The organism is Halobacillus rhizosphaerae, from assembly GCF_046719735.1.
GTDB lineage: Bacteria > Bacillota > Bacilli > Bacillales > Halobacillaceae > Halobacillus_B > Halobacillus_B rhizosphaerae.
In genome coordinates this window covers 20,192-36,776 of sequence record NZ_JAUTWQ010000002.1, presented here as the reverse complement: position 1 = coordinate 36,776, position 16,585 = coordinate 20,192, and the positions used below count along the sequence as shown (strand labels likewise).

Sequence of the window (16,585 nt, the reverse complement as noted above, 5' to 3'; positions counted from 1 at the left end):
AAAAATTAGTATATGACAAGGTGGTCCTATATGGATGGTATTCTCCCCTTATGGAAACCTAAAGGCTTTACGTCTCATGACTGTGTAAGTAAAGCGCGAGGGATGCTAAGAACTAAAAAGATCGGCCACACAGGGACATTAGACCCGGATGTTGAAGGAGTTCTGCCTTTGTGTGTAGGAAAAGCTACAAAAATTGTCCCTTTTTTAACAGATACTGTGAAAGTTTATGAAGCTGTAGTTACTATGGGCTTTTCAACAGAAACGGAAGATGCATCCGGAGCTGAGGTTGAGAAGAAAGCTGTAGAACAAAACTCGCTATTAGTGTCGGACATTAAGCAGGTACTGGAAGGGTTTAAGGGCACGATTTCGCAAATTCCTCCGATGTATTCAGCCGTCAAAGTAAACGGAAGAAAATTATATGAATATGCTCGTGAAGGGAAGAGTGTAGAGAGGCCTGAAAGAAAGATTTTCATTCATAACATTGAGTTGCTTTCAAGTGAAGTGCACTACTTCGCTGGTACCGCTTCTTTCTCTATTCGAGTTACTTGTTCGAAAGGTACATACATACGTACTCTTTGTACAAACGTGGGTAAGGCACTGGGATATCCTGCCCATATGTCATCGCTAGTGCGTACGAGAACAGCAGAGATTTCTCAAGAAGAGTGCAAAACGTTAGAAGAAGTTCAGTCTGCCGCAGATGATGGACGAGCAGAAGATTTGCTGTTACCTTTATCGAGGGGGTTACCTCATTTTCCCAGGTGGGAAGTAGATACCGGTACAAAGCAGCAGATTCAAAATGGCGGGGTTTTGACTAAACTGGCAGAGATGCCGGATGAACCCTTTCTGATTGTATGCGACAAAGAGGCACTGGCTATTTATCAGCCTCACCCGACTAAGCCTGAGAAGGTTAAGCCGATCCGCGTGTTTTAGTTATCATGCAGTAAAGAGCAGGTGAAGAATATGGAAATATTTCAATTATCCGCATCCCGGCCGAATGAAGGCACACAAACCGAGCCGAACGTAACGGCGGTAGGGTTCTTTGATGGGATTCATCTTGGTCATCAGCAAGTCATCCGTGAAGCAAAGGAAGAAGCTGAGAAACGTGGTCTGAAAAGTGCGGTTATGACTTTTGATCCCCACCCCTCAGTGGTTCTAAAAAAGAATAAACAGCATGCAAGGTACATTACACCGCTTGAGGAGAAGCAGCAGATCCTTGAAGAAATGGGGATCGATTACTTATATATTGTCCATTTCGACAAGGAGCTTGCTTCCTTAAGCCCGCAACAGTTTGTAGACAATTTCTTTGGAGAATTGCAGGTAAAGCACGTAGTTGCCGGTTTTGATTTCAGCTATGGACATAAAGGTCAAGGCTCAATGACGACACTCTCTGAGCATGCTAAAGGGAGATTTACACATACCGTTGTGGAGAAAGTTGAAGATCAAGATTATAAAATCAGTTCTACTAGAATACGAAATCTCCTTGAAGAAGGGGATGTTGGAGAAGCTCGGAAATTACTCGGAAGGCCGTTTAAAGTGAGCGGATTAGCGGGGAAAAATGGACAAGGAAATTGGACAGATTCTCCCTCAGCAAGTCTAGAGTTGAGCGAAGACTATTTTCTGCCGAAATCAGGAGTTTATACGGTTTCTGTAAAATACAAGGAACGTTACCTTCATGGATGGGCAGTTTTAGACCGGCAGGCTGCTTTACAAGAACAGCATACCTCCTGTCTGGCAGTCTTCCTTTTGGATTTTAATGAAAAAATATACGAAGCAGCTTTAGACATTTATTTTTACGAGTTTATTAGAGAAGAAAAGAAGTGCAGTTCGACTTCAGAATGGAATTTTCAGTTGGAGAAAGATGAGTCGGCAGTTCGACATTTCTTTAAAAAAAATTAGCAGTTATACTTGCTTTTTACCGATGAAACTAGTACGCTTTAATATGGAACCTTCTCTTGGCGGAACGTTACTCCGGCGCCCGCTAGGTGAAAGGGAATTTTAATCTTAAATGGAGGTGTAGCTATAATGGCTATCACACAAGAACGTAAAAATGAATTAATCAATGAGTACAAAACTCATGACAACGACACGGGTTCTCCAGAAGTGCAAATCGCTGTACTTACAGAACAGATCACTACACTAAACGAGCATCTTCGCGCGCACAAACAGGATCATCACTCTCGCCGTGGATTGCTTAAAATGGTAGGTAAACGCCGTAACCTATTGAACTACCTTCGTAATAAAGACATTACACGTTACCGTGAGCTGATTAAAAGCCTTGGTCTGCGTCGTTAATGATTGGAAAAAAAGCGGGAGTATTCCCGCTTTTTCTGTATGTTTACATACTTAAGGGTGTAAACTGAAATTAGCCCTTCACAATATGAGTGGATTTGAGAGGAGTATAGTTCTTTATGGCAGAAGATAAACAAGTGTTTTCAATTGATGTGTCCGGCCGCACATTTTCCATAGAAGTCGGCGAATTAGCTAAACAAGCCAATGGCGCTGCTTTAATACATTATGGAGATACAACAGTGCTGAGCACGGCAACGGGTTCTAAAGAGCCTAAGGATTTACCATTTTTCCCCCTGACGGTAAATTATGAGGAGCGTCTATACGCTGTTGGTAAAATTCCAGGAGGGTTTATTAAACGTGAAGGACGACCAAGCGACAAAGCAGTACTTGCTTCACGATTAATTGACCGCCCAATCCGCCCGATGTTCCCGGACGGTTTCAGAAATGATGTGCAGGTGATCAGCACTGTGATGAGTGTGGACCAGGATTGCTCATCTGAAATGGCTGCAATGCTGGGGTCGTCTTTAGCTCTTGGAATTTCTAATATTCCATTCGCCGGTCCTATCGCTGGAGTCATAGTTGGACGCGTTGATGGTGAATTCATCGTGAATCCGACAATTGAACAGCAGGAGAAAAGTGATATTGATCTTACAGTAGCAGGTACGAAAGATGCCATTAATATGGTGGAAGCTGGAGCTCAGGAAGTTCCTGAAGAAGATATGTTAGAAGCTATCATGTTTGGTCATGAAGAGATTAAAAGGTTAGTGGCTTTCCAGGAAGAAATCATTGCTGCAGTCGGCCGCGAGAAAATGGAAGTCCAGCTTATTCAGGCTGACCCGGATCTTAAAAAGAAAGTAGAAGAGGAAGCAACAGAATCTATAGTTGCTGCCATTAAAACTATTGAAAAGAAAGAACGGGAAGATGCTATTTCCCAGGCCAAGCAGGCCATCGTGGATAAGTATGAAGAAGAGGAAGCCGAACCGGAAACGATCAAGCAAGTGAGCTCTATTTTAAATGACATCGTTAAAGCTGAAGTCCGCCGCTTGATTACAAAAGACAAGATCCGTCCTGATGGGCGGGGAGTTGATGAAATTCGTGCGCTATCTTCCCGTGTAGGAGTGCTTTCCAGAACTCACGGCTCAGGTTTGTTTACGAGAGGACAGACGCAGGCATTGAGCATTTGCACACTTGGGGCATTAGGAGATGTACAGATTCTAGACGGCCTTGATCTGGAAGAATCTAAACGGTTTATGCATCACTACAATTTCCCTAAATTCTCTGTTGGAGAAACTGGACCAATCCGAGGACCAGGACGCCGGGAAATTGGACATGGTGCGCTTGGTGAACGTGCACTTGAGCAAGTGATCCCTTCTGAAAATGATTTTCCTTATACTATTCGTTTAGTATCCGAGGTATTAGAATCCAATGGTTCTACATCTCAGGCAAGTATTTGCGCGAGCACTCTTGCAATGATGGACGCTGGTGTACCTATTAAAGCACCTGTGGCCGGTATTGCTATGGGTCTTGTGAAATCCGGTGAAGATTATACAATACTGACTGACATTCAAGGAATGGAAGATGCCCTCGGAGATATGGACTTTAAAGTAGCGGGAACGGCTAAAGGAGTTACCGCACTGCAAATGGATATCAAAATTGACGGCCTTTCCCGAGAAATTCTTGATGAAGCATTAGGCCAGGCGAAAAACGGCCGAATGGAAATCTTACAGTCTATGCTTGATACGATGCCTCAAACACGAGGAGAATTGTCTCAGTATGCTCCGAAGATCATGACAATGAAAATTAATCCTGATAAAATCCGTGATGTGATTGGTCCAAGCGGTAAGCAAATCAATCAAATTATTGATGATACAGGTGTTAAGATTGATATTGAGCAGGATGGCACGGTGTTCATTTCTTCTACAGATGCTGATATGAATGCGACAGCCCGGAAAATTATTGAAGATATTGTCCGTGAAGTTGAAGCGGGAGAAGTATACGATGGAAAAGTAAAACGGATTGAGAAATTCGGGGCTTTTGTAGAGCTCTTTAAAGGTAAAGAAGGACTCGTTCATATCTCAGAAATGGCAGAAGAGCGAATTGGTAAAGTTGAAGATATTGTTTCCATTGGTGATACGATTAAAGTGAAAGTCAAAGAAATCGATAACCAGGGAAGAATTAATCTTTCAAGAAAAGCGATTCTCGTTGAAGAGAAGAAGCAAAAAGAAGCAGATCAGGAAAAAGAGTAACTGGCCAGCCAGGCTCTTTTTTTTTGCCTGAAAACGGTCTTGTCCCCTTAAGAAATGCATACACTTGGACTAGGAGTGGATGCTTATGAATTTCAAAATCTGGGCAGCAGGCTGCATCATATCTTTTTTTCTGCTTGGTATCAGCCTTGCGTTTATAAGTACGAGTGACCGGACTGCATCAGTAAGCGGAACGGACGATCTTTATGAAGAAATTCTTGCTAAAAAGAAGGATTATGAAAAGAAATCGGAGAATGCAGCGGTTGACCGTGTTTGGAAAAAAACTCCGGGGATAAAGGGAAAGTCCGTGGACGTAGCCGCCTCCTATAAGAAGATGAAAAAAGAAGGGAAATTCGATCCTGACTTAATCGTTTATAAAACGGTTAACCCTAAGGTTTCTTTAAAAGATCTGCCCCCATCCCCTATTTACCGTGGCCATCCAGATAAGGACATGGTATCTTTTCTAATTAATGTATCATGGGGAGAAGAGTATATCCCTGAGATGATAAAAACCTTAACGAAATACAATGTTAAAGCAACGTTTTTCATTGATGGAGCTTTTGCTAAACAGCATAAAGAACTGGTCCAGATGATCCAAGAAGAAGGTCATACGATTGGGAGTCATGGGTATCTGCATAAAGATATGGCAGCCATGTCAGAACAAGAAGCCTCTGAAAACTTAAAGCAGGCAAACGACATATTATTCGCCTTAACAAATGAAAAAGTTCAATGGTTTGCTCCTCCATCAGGAAGTTTTAATAATAGTACAGTTCAAGCCGCCGACCAGCTGGGGATGGAAACCATCTTATGGACGGTAGATACAATTGATTGGAAACAGCCAACCCAAGAAGTTCTTATTGAGAGAGTGATGGGAAAGCTTCATAACGGAGCAACCATCTTGATGCATCCGACGCAGGTGACCGCGGACAGCCTGCCAGCTTTAATTGAACGGATTAAGAAGGATTATAGGATCGGCCCTTTACCTGTGTTGTTAAGTGAAGACCGTTAAAGGAGTGCGGGATATGAGATTAAAATCTCTTGCAAGTAAAGAAGTGATTGATGTGGAAAACGGTCAAAAATTAGGAGTATTAGGGAAAGCAGATTTAATCATCAATCCTGATACAGGAGAAATTAAATCCTTAGTTCTTTTAAATAGCGGCATTATGAGACTAAGCTCTGCGAGAAAACATGCCACGCTTGATTGGACGCAAATTGCTGCTATTGGTGAAGATACTATCCTCATTAAAAGTACCCCTTTAGAATAATACTGGACTCAGGGTCAAAGCTTGGCGGTAAAATAAGTCATTGAAAATGGAAATAGACATATAAGGAAGCAGGTTGACGATTGTAGACTTTGCCGGCTGCTTCCTATTTATAAGCCCGAACCATGTACTTCACTGGTTCGGGCTTTGTGCTGAATAAAATTAATCCCTCCATATGCTGGTGAGTCTCGCCTCTCATCAATTGAGTATAGTGTTTCATCCTCAATCAGTTCCTGTCTTAATACGAGTAACTCGGGAAGAGATATTTATTGTGGTGGTCGTTTTTCAAATCACTAACTTTGCCTTCAAGCATAGGATACAAAGAGATTAGATCATTGATAAAGGAGACTTCCGGCATGCTAACAGGCTATCAAGTAGCAGTTATAGGGGGCGATGCCCGGCAATTAGAAATCATTCGCAGATTAAATGAGTGGGATGCTACTGTTTATTTAGCTGGCTTTGATCAATTAAAAGAAGGCTTTACAGAAGCTATCGATCTTGATTTTGATAGTGATCAGGTGGAGAGACTGGATGCCATAATTCTTCCTGTAGCTGGCACGGATGATCAAGGAAGAGTAGATGGAATTTTCACAAACAGGCTTCTTCATTTAACGGAAAGCTGGTTAAAGCGTACACCTTCTCACTGTCAAATATATACGGGTATTTCAAATGATTATTTTACTCAATTGACGTCACATATAAATCGAAACCTCATCCCATTAATGGATCGGGATGACGTGGCAATCTTTAATTCAATTCCTACGGTAGAAGGCACGATTATGATGGTTATTCAACACACCGATTTTACGATCCATGGATCAAAGGTGGTCGTTTTAGGACTTGGGCGAGTAGGTACAGGGTTAGCGCGTACCTTTGCTCAACTGGGCGCTCATGTTTCTGTGGGTGTCAGATCTTCAGCAAGCGCGGCAAGAGTTTATGAAATGGGGCTGACGCCGCTTGATATGAATAATCTTGCTGAGGAAATGCCGGAGTGTGACATTATATTAAATACTGTTCCCGCACCAGTTGTGCAGGCGGCCGTTATCAAGCAGCTTCCTTCTCATGCCGTAATCATAGATCTTGCTTCCAAGCCCGGCGGTACAGATTTCCGCTATGCTGAGAAAAGAGGGATAAAAGCAATGCTTGCTCCCGGGCTGCCGGGTATTGTAGCACCTAAAACGGCGGGAAGAATTATAGCTGATGTAATATCAAGGTTATTAAAAAACTCTAATCGAGAGGTGGATGGCTCATGACTAGCTTAAAAGGGAAAACCATAGGCTTTGGTTTAACCGGTTCCCATTGTACGTACCATGAAGTGTTTCCAGTAATGCAGCGTCTAGTGGACATGGGCGCAACTGTTGTTCCTGTTCTTTCTTACACTGTCCAAAAAACGGATACCAGATTCGGTGAGGCAGCTGATCATTTGAAGAAAATTAAGGAGATTACTGGAGAAGAACCGATATTGACTATTCCAGACGCAGAGCCTCTTGGACCTAAACGTCCGCTGGATTGCATGGTCATTGCTCCGCTAACAGGTAATTCTACAAGTAAATTTGCTAACGCCTTAACTGATTCGCCGGTGCTGATGGCTGCAAAAGCCACATTAAGAAACAGTAAACCAGTGGTGCTTGCTGTATCTACGAATGATGGTTTAGGGCTGAATGGAGTAAATATTATGAAGCTGATGGCTGCAAAGTTCATTTATTTCGTTCCTTTGGGCCAGGATCATCCGTATAAAAAACCTAATTCTTTAGTTGCAGATATGAATTTAATTCCTGAAACGGTGGAGGCGGCATTGGAAGGGATACAGCTTCAACCCGTTTTAATAGAAAGATACCCTGGCTAATTCGAGTTTTTCTTACCAGATCACCCTTTAAATATGATAAAATAGCAAAATAGTGACTCGTTTTACTATATAGTTACTTGAGATTAAACGGGAAAGGGGATCCTTATATGAGTCATACGAGTACGTACAATGTTGCCGTGGTTGGCGCCACTGGAGCTGTTGGACAAAAAATGCTGGAAACGCTTGAAGATCGAAATTTTCCTATTAATCAGCTGAAGCTTCTCTCTTCCAGCCGATCTGCTGGTAAGAAAGTTTCTTTTAAGGGAACTGAATACACAGTAGAAGAGGCTGTTCCAGAGAGTTTTGATAATATTCATATAGCACTATTTTCTGCAGGAGGATCCGTTTCTAAGAAATTTGCTCCTGAAGCTGTAAAACGTGGAGCTGTCGTAATCGACAATACGAGCGCGTATCGTATGGCTGAGGATGTCCCTCTAGTGGTACCTGAAGTTAATGAAGCGGACATTCAAAATCATAAAGGGATCATTGCCAATCCGAACTGCTCCACTATTCAAATGGTAGCTGCACTTGAGCCTGTGAAAAATGCTCTCGGTATCAGCCGCATAATTGTATCTACTTATCAAGCAGTTTCCGGAGCTGGAAATGAAGCGGCGAATGAATTACGCGAACAGTCTCAAGCATTTTTAAATGGGGAAGAGCTTGAGGCAAACTTACTGCCTGTTAAGGGAGAAAGTAAGCATTATCCGATCGCGTTTAATGCGCTGCCGCAGATTGATGTATTTCAAGAGAATGGCTACACCTTTGAAGAAATGAAAATGATTAACGAAACAAAGAAAATTATGCACTCTCCAGAACTTCATGTTGCGGCAACTTGTGTTCGTCTGCCTTTTTTTACTTCTCATGCAGAAAGCGTGTATGTGGAAGTTGAGCAAGCGGGAGTTACTGTAGAAGAAATCAAGAAGTTAATGGACCATGCTCCTGGTATCGTCTTACAAGATGACCCAGCCACTCAAACATATCCAACTCCGCTCGATGCGGCAGAGAAAAAAGATGTGTTTGTCGGTCGTATTCGTAAAGACCTGGACCATGAGAATGGATTCCATCTTTGGGTGGTTTCTGATAATCTATTAAAAGGAGCCGCTTGGAATTCTGTTCAGATCGCTGAACGTCTTATTGCCAATCAGTGGCTGTAATCTTTTATAGGTTGAGGTGTATAAATGAAGTTACTCGTTCAAAAATTCGGAGGAACGTCGGTACGGGACAGCGAGGGCCGTGCAAGAGCGATTTCTCATATAAAAAATGCAATTAACGAAGGTTATAAAGTAGTTGCAGCTGTTTCTGCAATGGGACGAAATGGTGACCCTTATGCTACGGATTCTCTGCTAGGACTTATCGATTTTCCAAACAGCCAAATATCAGGCAGGGAGCAGGATATGTTAATGTCCTGCGGTGAAACCATTTCTTCTGTCGTCTTTTCTCATGAACTGCTTAGAGAAGGAATCTCTTCAGCTGCATTAACAGGTGCTCAAGCTGGATTCTTAACTAATCAGGATTTCACGAAAGCTAAGATTCTGCGTATGGACCCATCCAGAGTATTATCTGAGCTTGAAACTCATGATGTGGTAGTAGTGGCAGGTTTTCAAGGAAGAACCGAAAATTTAGAAACGACTACGATAGGAAGAGGCGGCAGTGATACCACGGCAGCTGCATTAGGAGCTGCCTTAAACGCTGAATTCATCGACATCTTTACTGATGTAGACGGAATTATGACAGCAGATCCGCGTTTAGTTGAATCTGCTCGGGCGCTGAATGCAGTCACTTATAATGAAATTTGCAATATGGCCTATCAAGGGGCAAAAGTCATTCATCCGCGGGCAGTTGAAATTGCCATGCATGCCCAAGTACCTATCCGGGTAAGGTCTACTTATTCAGATTTACCCGGAACTCTTGTTTCCGCATCCAGTGAGGGAGGAGCAGGGAATGATGTTCCAGACCGCCTCGTTACTGGGATTGCACATATGTCCGGTCTGACTCAAATTAAGGTCCAATCCAAAAAAGATCCCAGCAAGCTTCAGTCGGATGTTTTTAAATCCATGGCTGAAGCCAATATTTCTGTGGACTTTATTAACATTTCGCCGAGCGGGGTTATCTATACTATCGATGATATATTTACACCAAAAGCTGTAGAAATTCTGGAGGCTCTTGGATATAAACCTGAAGTGAGAGGGCAATGTGCGAAAGTTTCCACAGTTGGTGCCGGCATCACTGGTGTACCTGGGGTTACGGCTAGAATTGTACAGACGTTAACAGATGCAGGCGTGCAAATTTTGCAGTCTGCTGACTCACATACCACCATTTGGGTATTAATAAAAGAAACCGATTTAGTGCAAGCCGTAAATGCTTTGCACGATATATTCCAATTAAACGCAGTTGAAGAGTGAAAGGGGAGAAAAACGTGAATTTCGGGAAAGTATTAACAGCTATGGTGACCCCTTTTGACAGCCATGGAAATCTTGACCTAGAAAAAACCACTACTTTAGTAGAATACCTGCTCGATAATGGTTCAGACGGACTTGTCGTAGCAGGAACAACAGGAGAATCACCAACGTTATCTGCAGAAGAGAAGATCGCTTTGTGGGCACACGTTGTAAAAGTTGTAAACGGCCGTGTGCCTGTCATTGCGGGCTCAGGGAGCAATGATACTCAGGCAACAATAGAGCTCTCAAAAAAAGCAGCGGACACAGGTGTCGATGCTGTAATGATTGTGGCTCCTTATTATAATAAGCCCAATCAAAGAGGGTTGTATGCTCACTTTAAAGCCGTGGCAGATTCCGTAAAGAAACCGGTCATGATTTATAATGTACCTGGAAGATCAGCCGTCCGTCTAGATCCGGAAACCATTATAGAGTTGTCCAAAATTAAAAATATTGTTTCTGTTAAAGAAGCTACCGGAGATTTGGACGCGATGGCAGAAATTATTGAAGCTGCCGAAGAAGGTTTCAGCCTTTACAGTGGCGATGACAACCTAACGCTTCCTTCCTATGCGATAGGTTCAAACGGAATAGTTTCTGTGTCTGCCCACGTTATCGGAAATGAAATGCAGCAAATGCTTCGTTTATTTGACGAAGGTAAAGTAAAAGAAGCGGCTCGCATTCATCGACAATTAATTCCGGTATTAAATGGGATGTTCAGTGCACCTTCTCCGACTCCAGTAAAAACTGCTTTACAAATGAAGGGACTGGATACAGGTGGTTTCAGACTTCCTCTGCTCCCTTTAACCAAGGAAGAGAGAACGTATATTCAGCACTTAATGGACCAATTGTAATAGAGATTTACCGGCAGGGACCAGATCCTTGCCGGTTTTTTTGTATGATTGCTCCTTTCCTGACTCATACTACGGGAAAAGATTGAAAGGAGCTCCATCGATGAAAGAATCTCAAGAAGAAAAAGAACAGGACCAGTCTAAATCCTCTATTGTAGATAAAATTCAGCAGCTTGGTCAGAGCAACGTACCACAGCCGGCGGATTCAAATATTCATGTACTTCCGATTATCGGCCAGGTGGAAGGACATGTTCAATTGCCTGCACAAAACAAAACAACAAAATATGAACACTTACTTCCACAGTTAATCGCGATTGAGCAGAACCCGAAAATAGAAGGTTTAGTGGTACTCCTAAATACAGTAGGTGGGGACGTAGAAGCAGGTCTTGCCATCTCTGAAATGATTACTTCTTTATCTAAACCATCCGTTTCCATAGTGCTGGGGGGCGGACATTCCATAGGCGTGCCTATTGCCGTAGCTTCCAACTATTCCTTTATTACGGAGACTGCTACGATGACGATCCATCCCATTCGGCTGACGGGCCTTGTCATTGGAGTTCCGCAAACGTTCGAGTATATGGATAAGATGCAGGATCGTGTCGTTAATTTTGTAACGAGCCATTCCAATATTGAAGAAGAGAAATTTAAAGAGCTTATGTTTGCAAGAGGAAACTTAACTCGTGACATCGGAACAAATGTCGTTGGCCAGGATGCTGTAGATTATGGGCTGATCGATGCCGTTGGCGGAGTAAAAGAAGCTATGGTGAAATTAAATGAAATGATTGAAGAAAGAAAAGGACCAGAAGAACAGAAGGTGGTCCAATGATCCACTATACTCCACTCAGTGAATACGATATCTTTCCTAGATCTAAGGAAGACGAAAAAATCGTCTATCATCAGTACAAGAATAAACCGATGAAGTGTCTGGAACTTGGAAATGGTAAAAAACAGATCGTACAGCTTCTATCTACGGATCCGGCAGATTATATGGATCCTGCTCTTCAACCAGGACAATGTTTGGACTCGTAACGAAGCTTCTCCCTGTGGTATAATAGGTAAAGGAATAATGGAAAGTCAGGATGCCGTATCGTTTTCTTCTATTGACCCAATAGAGAAACATTCGGCATCCTGTTCTTTTCCATTCACTAGGGGAGGTGTCTAGATGGCCAGAAGAAAGAAGTCAAAAGCAAAGAAAAAGCAGACCGGGCTAAAACAACAAATTAAATTTGAACTTGCAGGACTATTTTTCCTGTTTTTATCGGTATTTGGAAGTGGCGCCTCAGCCATTAGTGATGGAGCCGTTCCGGGTGGTCTGGAGCGAATCTGGCAAGTGATCTTTGGAGTTTGGTACTTTGTTCCTTCTCTATTTTTGTTTGTACTGGGTCTTTATTTGATGATCAAAAGAAAGTGGCCAATGTTTTTACATAAACGTTTAATAGGAATGTACATTATTTTTACTGCCCTGCTTCTATTTACTCATTTAGAAACATTAGGAGATGAGTTAGCTGCCGGGCAAGGCTCTATTGTAGCCCTTACATGGGATCGTTTAGCCGGTATGATGAGAGGAACCACGACGTTCTATAGTATTGGCGGCGGTTTATCGGGAGCATTTTTACTTTTTATTACGTATTACTTATTTTCGGGTGTCGGGGCAGCGATCGTTTCCTTTTTCTTATTTTTGGTAGGTGTTTTATTCCTGAGCGAGTGGTCGATTGGTGAAGTCATGGTGAAAACAGGATCAGCAATCAAATCCATCAGCCAAAAGCAGGCAGAACGTGTCCAGGATAAAAAGAAATCGCAAAGTAAATCTAAGCGTATTGATGTCACTCCTGAAGAGGAAACAACCGTCTATGAAATAAGTAGTTCAGAGGAAGAGGAAGCTGCAGAGCCAATCATCCAGGATTTTACAGATCATGCTTATCAACAAGAGGAACCTCAGCCGCCTAAGTCAACCACTAGTAAAGTTGAGGAAGAAGAGCCTGAGTTAGAGAAATCGATGCCGACAGCAGAACTTGAGAATGTTGATTATAAACTTCCAGGGTTCGATTTACTAGATGAGCCAGTTTCTAATCCTCAGAGCCAGGGACGGTCCCACATTCAAGCCACTGTAAGGAAACTTGAAAAAACTTTCCAAAGCTTTGGAGTGAAAGCAAAAGTGACGAAAGTGCATGTAGGTCCTGCCGTCACTAAGTATGAGGTGTACCCTGATGTAGGAGTTAAAGTAAGCAAAATTGTAAATTTAAATGATGACTTAGCTTTAGCCCTTGCTGCGAAAGATATTCGAATTGAAGCACCAATTCCCGGTAAGTCGGCCGTAGGAATTGAAGTACCGAATCAGGAAGTATCTATGGTTTCTTTAAGAGAAGTATTAGAAACGGGGAAAGCAAAGCCTGAAGCAAAGCTTAGTTTTGCACTTGGTCGTGATATTTCCGGAGAAGCGGTCATGTCGGAGTTAAACAAAATGCCTCACTTACTTGTGGCGGGAGCAACTGGAAGCGGAAAAAGTGTTTGTATTAATGGGATCATTACCAGTATTCTAATGAGAGCCAAACCTCACGAAGTGAAAATGATGATGATTGATCCAAAAAAAGTAGAGCTGAATGTCTATAATGGAATACCTCATTTGCTTGCTCCTGTAGTTACCGATCCAAAAAAAGCATCCAGGGCTTTAAAGAAAGTGGTTTCAGAAATGGAACGTCGGTATGATTTATTTTCTGACACAGGGACAAGAAACATTGAAGGTTACAATGAGTATGTAAAGAAATACAATTCTGATCATGAAGATGCACAGCCTCAGCTTCCATACATTGTGGTGCTGGTCGATGAACTAGCAGATTTGATGATGGTAGCTTCAAATGATGTAGAGGATGCCATTACCCGGCTTGCTCAAATGGCACGTGCCGCAGGAATCCATTTAATAATTGCTACCCAGCGTCCTTCCGTAGACGTAATTACAGGGGTCATTAAAGCCAATATTCCGTCCAGAATTGCCTTTAGTGTATCTTCTCAGACAGATTCAAGAACAATCTTGGATTCCGGAGGTGCAGAGAAGTTGTTAGGTCGGGGGGATATGCTCTTTACTCCAGTAGGTTCAAGTAAACCTACGCGTGTGCAAGGTGCTTTTCTTTCCGATGAAGAAGTGGAGAGAGTGGTAGATTTCTGCGTAGAGCAGCAGAAGGCTCAATACCAGGACGAAATGATTCCGGAAGAAGAAAATGAAGTAAAACAAGAAGTGGATGATGAGTTGTATCCTGAGGCAGTCGAAATGGTCATAGAAATGCAAAGTGCCAGTGTTTCGATGATCCAGAGGAGGTTCAGGGTCGGCTATACTCGCGCTGCCCGGCTAATTGATGCCATGGAGGATAATGGGATTGTAGGTCCTTATGAAGGAAGTAAACCGAGAAATGTTTTGGTTTCCCAAGTATCCGAAGAATCGCCCTCTTAATTAAAAGCCACTAATTCAGTGGCTTTTTTTTAATATTAAAAATAATCTAAGTTAATAGTTATCAACAAGTACGGATAAAAATGTCCTATTTCTATTTATTTATTAACAGAAAAGTGTTATATTATTCAAGAATATGATGTGTCGAACGTCAGAGGTCAGATCTCTTACTTATAGGCTAATAGACTTGGAGTGAAGGTTATGTCGATCAGACAAGATACCAGGCACCTGTATTTACAGGTGATCGAACAGATTAAACGAGATATTGAAAACGGTATCTATGTAGAAAAAGAAAAATTACCCTCCGAATTTCAGCTTTCAAAATCTTTAGGAGTCTCAAGGGCAACGCTGAGAGAGGCGTTAAGAATTCTTGAAGAAGAAAGTATTGTAACACGAAGGCACGGAGTAGGTACGTTTGTGAATCCGAAACCCGTATTCAGCTCTGGGATAGAAGAACTGGATAGTGTAACCGGTATGATTGCCAAATCCGGAATGACGCCTGGTTCTCAATATTTATCTGCGGAACTTATTGAACCGACGGAAGAAGAGCGGAAGCGGTTCCTGCCTATCGAAATACATAGCTTAGCAAAGGTAGAAAGAGTAAGAACGGCAGATGATCAGCCGGTAGTTTATTGTGTAGACAAGCTGCCAGAAGGATTGATTCCTTTAAACAAAGTAAGAGAAGCGGATTCTATGTTCGGAATCCTGGAGCAATTTACTGGAAAGTCGATCAGCTATGCAGTAACTCACATAGAACCCATTGGCTACCATGAACGGATTTCTCCTATTCTTAATAGTGAACCGGATCAAGCTTTACTCTTGTTAAGACAAATGCATTATTCCCAGGATGATGAACCTATGCTCTTGTCTTCAAACTACTTCAGAGCAGACAAGTTCAGCTTTCATGTTTTGCGAAAAAGAGTGTAAGGGCTTACAATTGTATGTACTATTTAGGACATTTGAAGGAGGTGAGGCTTCCCGCGAGGCGTGAACTCTATTTTTTAAATGGAATTTTTGCAATACTTAACAAATTAGGGGGTAATTCATTTGAAGAAAAGTCGGTTTTTAGTTTTGTTTGCACTTTTATTAGCTATTGGTATGGTATTAGGCGCTTGCGGATCGTCCGATGAAGGTAAATCAGGCAGTGATAGTGAAGGATCTGGCAGCGACGGAAACTCTTCAGAAGACAATGGCGATTTCTCTGTTGGTATGGTAACGGATGTTGGAGGAGTCGATGACAAATCCTTTAACCAATCTGCTTGGGAAGGCTTACAAGCATTTGGTAAAGAGCATGACATGGAAAAAGGGAAAGGGTTTGATTATTCTCAGTCAGAGAGTGATGCCGATTACACGACAAACCTGAACCGCCTTGTTCGTGAAGACTATAACCTTATCTTCGGTATTGGCTATAAACTTCAGCCTGCTATTGAAAAAGTAGCATCTCAATACCCAGATACAAATTTCAGTATTGTTGACTCAGTTGCTAAGAAAAGCGACAACATTGCAAGTATTACTTTTAAAGAACACCAGGGTTCATTCCTTGCAGGTGTTGTAGCTGCTATGAAAACAAAATCTAACAAAGTCGGCTTTGTCGGCGGTGTGGATGGAGATTTAATTAACAAATTTGAAGCTGGCTACGTTGCTGGTGTTAAATCTGTTAACCCTGATATTGACGTAGACGTACAATACGCAGGAAGCTTTGCGGCAGCAGATAAAGGTAAACTAATTGCTTCCAGCATGTATTCAAAAGGCATTGATGTTATTTATCATGCTTCTGGTGCGACTGGTAACGGAGTATTCTCTCAAGCGAAAGATATTAAGAAAAACGACCCGGACAAAGATGTATGGGTTATCGGTGTGGACCGTGACCAGTATGATGAAGGGCAAATTGGAGACAATAACGTAACTTTAACTTCTATGGTTAAGCGTGTGGACGTTGCGGTTCAAGACGTAGCTAACCAGGCTATGGAAGGCAATTTCCCTGGAGGCAAAGTTCTTGAATATGGTTTAGATGACGATGCAATCAGTATTGCTCGTACAAATAAGGATGCTCTTACAGATGATATTCTTTCTGCTGTAGATAAGTGGAAAGAGAAAATTGTTAATGGTGATGTAGAAGTTCCTAGTACCCGCGACGAACTGGAAAAATTCCAAAAATCACTATAATTTTATTGAGAAAGGCTGGGAACAACCAGCCTTTCTCTCCCTAAATATGAAAAT

General features: G+C 42.2%; 16 protein-coding genes. All 16 read left to right on the top strand.

Annotated elements, in window-relative coordinates; all coding sequences use genetic code 11:
• Positions 1-30 precede the first annotated feature (30 nt).
• On the top strand, positions 31-930 hold the full coding sequence (truB, locus tag Q7A53_RS04325; protein ID WP_411787898.1) for a tRNA pseudouridine(55) synthase TruB: 900 nt from the start codon (positions 31-33) through the stop codon (positions 928-930).
• A gap of 30 nt (positions 931-960) precedes the next feature.
• On the top strand, positions 961-1,896 hold the full coding sequence (gene ribF / locus Q7A53_RS04320; protein ID WP_411787897.1) for a riboflavin biosynthesis protein RibF: 936 nt from the start codon (positions 961-963) through the stop codon (positions 1,894-1,896).
• A 126-nt stretch (positions 1,897-2,022) separates the two neighbouring features.
• Positions 2,023-2,292, top strand: a complete 270-nt coding sequence (gene rpsO / locus Q7A53_RS04315) for a 30S ribosomal protein S15 (RefSeq protein ID WP_411787896.1) — start codon at positions 2,023-2,025, stop codon at positions 2,290-2,292.
• A 116-nt stretch (positions 2,293-2,408) separates the two neighbouring features.
• A complete protein-coding gene (gene pnp / locus Q7A53_RS04310) occupies positions 2,409-4,535 on the top strand; it encodes a polyribonucleotide nucleotidyltransferase (protein ID WP_411787895.1) in 2,127 nt (708 codons plus the stop codon).
• An 85-nt stretch (positions 4,536-4,620) separates the two neighbouring features.
• Positions 4,621-5,541, top strand: a complete 921-nt coding sequence (locus Q7A53_RS04305) for a polysaccharide deacetylase family protein (protein WP_411787894.1) — start codon at positions 4,621-4,623, stop codon at positions 5,539-5,541.
• A 13-nt stretch (positions 5,542-5,554) separates the two neighbouring features.
• Positions 5,555-5,797, top strand: a complete 243-nt coding sequence (locus Q7A53_RS04300; protein ID WP_411787893.1) for a YlmC/YmxH family sporulation protein — start codon at positions 5,555-5,557, stop codon at positions 5,795-5,797.
• Between the two features lie 353 nt (positions 5,798-6,150).
• Positions 6,151-7,047 carry a dipicolinic acid synthetase subunit A gene (gene dpaA, locus Q7A53_RS04295; RefSeq protein ID WP_411787892.1) on the top strand — a complete coding sequence of 299 codons (897 nt, stop codon included), beginning with the start codon at positions 6,151-6,153 and terminating at the stop codon, positions 7,045-7,047.
• Positions 7,044-7,640 carry a dipicolinate synthase subunit B gene (locus Q7A53_RS04290; RefSeq protein ID WP_411787891.1) on the top strand — a complete coding sequence of 199 codons (597 nt, stop codon included), beginning with the start codon at positions 7,044-7,046 and terminating at the stop codon, positions 7,638-7,640. The genes dpaA and Q7A53_RS04290 overlap by 4 nt, the downstream gene beginning before the upstream one ends.
• Before the next feature lie 107 nt (positions 7,641-7,747).
• Positions 7,748-8,794 (top strand): aspartate-semialdehyde dehydrogenase, encoded by a 1,047-nt coding sequence (gene asd / locus Q7A53_RS04285; protein ID WP_411787890.1) that lies wholly within the window; start codon positions 7,748-7,750, stop codon positions 8,792-8,794.
• A gap of 24 nt (positions 8,795-8,818) precedes the next feature.
• On the top strand, positions 8,819-10,042 hold the full coding sequence (dapG, locus tag Q7A53_RS04280) for an aspartate kinase (protein WP_411787889.1): 1,224 nt from the start codon (positions 8,819-8,821) through the stop codon (positions 10,040-10,042).
• A gap of 14 nt (positions 10,043-10,056) precedes the next feature.
• Positions 10,057-10,926: a 4-hydroxy-tetrahydrodipicolinate synthase gene (gene dapA / locus Q7A53_RS04275; protein WP_411787888.1), complete on the top strand. Its 870-nt coding sequence runs from the start codon at positions 10,057-10,059 to the stop codon at positions 10,924-10,926.
• Between the two features lie 100 nt (positions 10,927-11,026).
• The gene (locus Q7A53_RS04270; RefSeq protein WP_411787887.1) at positions 11,027-11,749 is read left to right on the top strand and encodes a ClpP family protease; all 723 of its coding nucleotides are present in this window, start codon (positions 11,027-11,029) and stop codon (positions 11,747-11,749) included.
• Entirely contained in the window at positions 11,746-11,952 is a 207-nt protein-coding gene (locus Q7A53_RS04265) for a YlzJ-like family protein (RefSeq protein ID WP_411787886.1), read from the top strand. The genes Q7A53_RS04270 and Q7A53_RS04265 overlap by 4 nt, the downstream gene beginning before the upstream one ends.
• 133 nt (positions 11,953-12,085) lie before the next feature.
• Complete coding sequence (locus tag Q7A53_RS04260; RefSeq protein ID WP_411787885.1) at positions 12,086-14,368, top strand: DNA translocase FtsK; 2,283 nt, start codon at positions 12,086-12,088, stop codon at positions 14,366-14,368.
• Positions 14,369-14,566: 198 nt separating this feature from the next.
• Entirely contained in the window at positions 14,567-15,292 is a 726-nt protein-coding gene (locus Q7A53_RS04255; protein WP_411787884.1) for a GntR family transcriptional regulator, read from the top strand.
• A gap of 120 nt (positions 15,293-15,412) precedes the next feature.
• A complete protein-coding gene (locus Q7A53_RS04250) occupies positions 15,413-16,531 on the top strand; it encodes a BMP family lipoprotein (RefSeq protein ID WP_411787883.1) in 1,119 nt (372 codons plus the stop codon).
• Positions 16,532-16,585 lie beyond the last annotated feature (54 nt).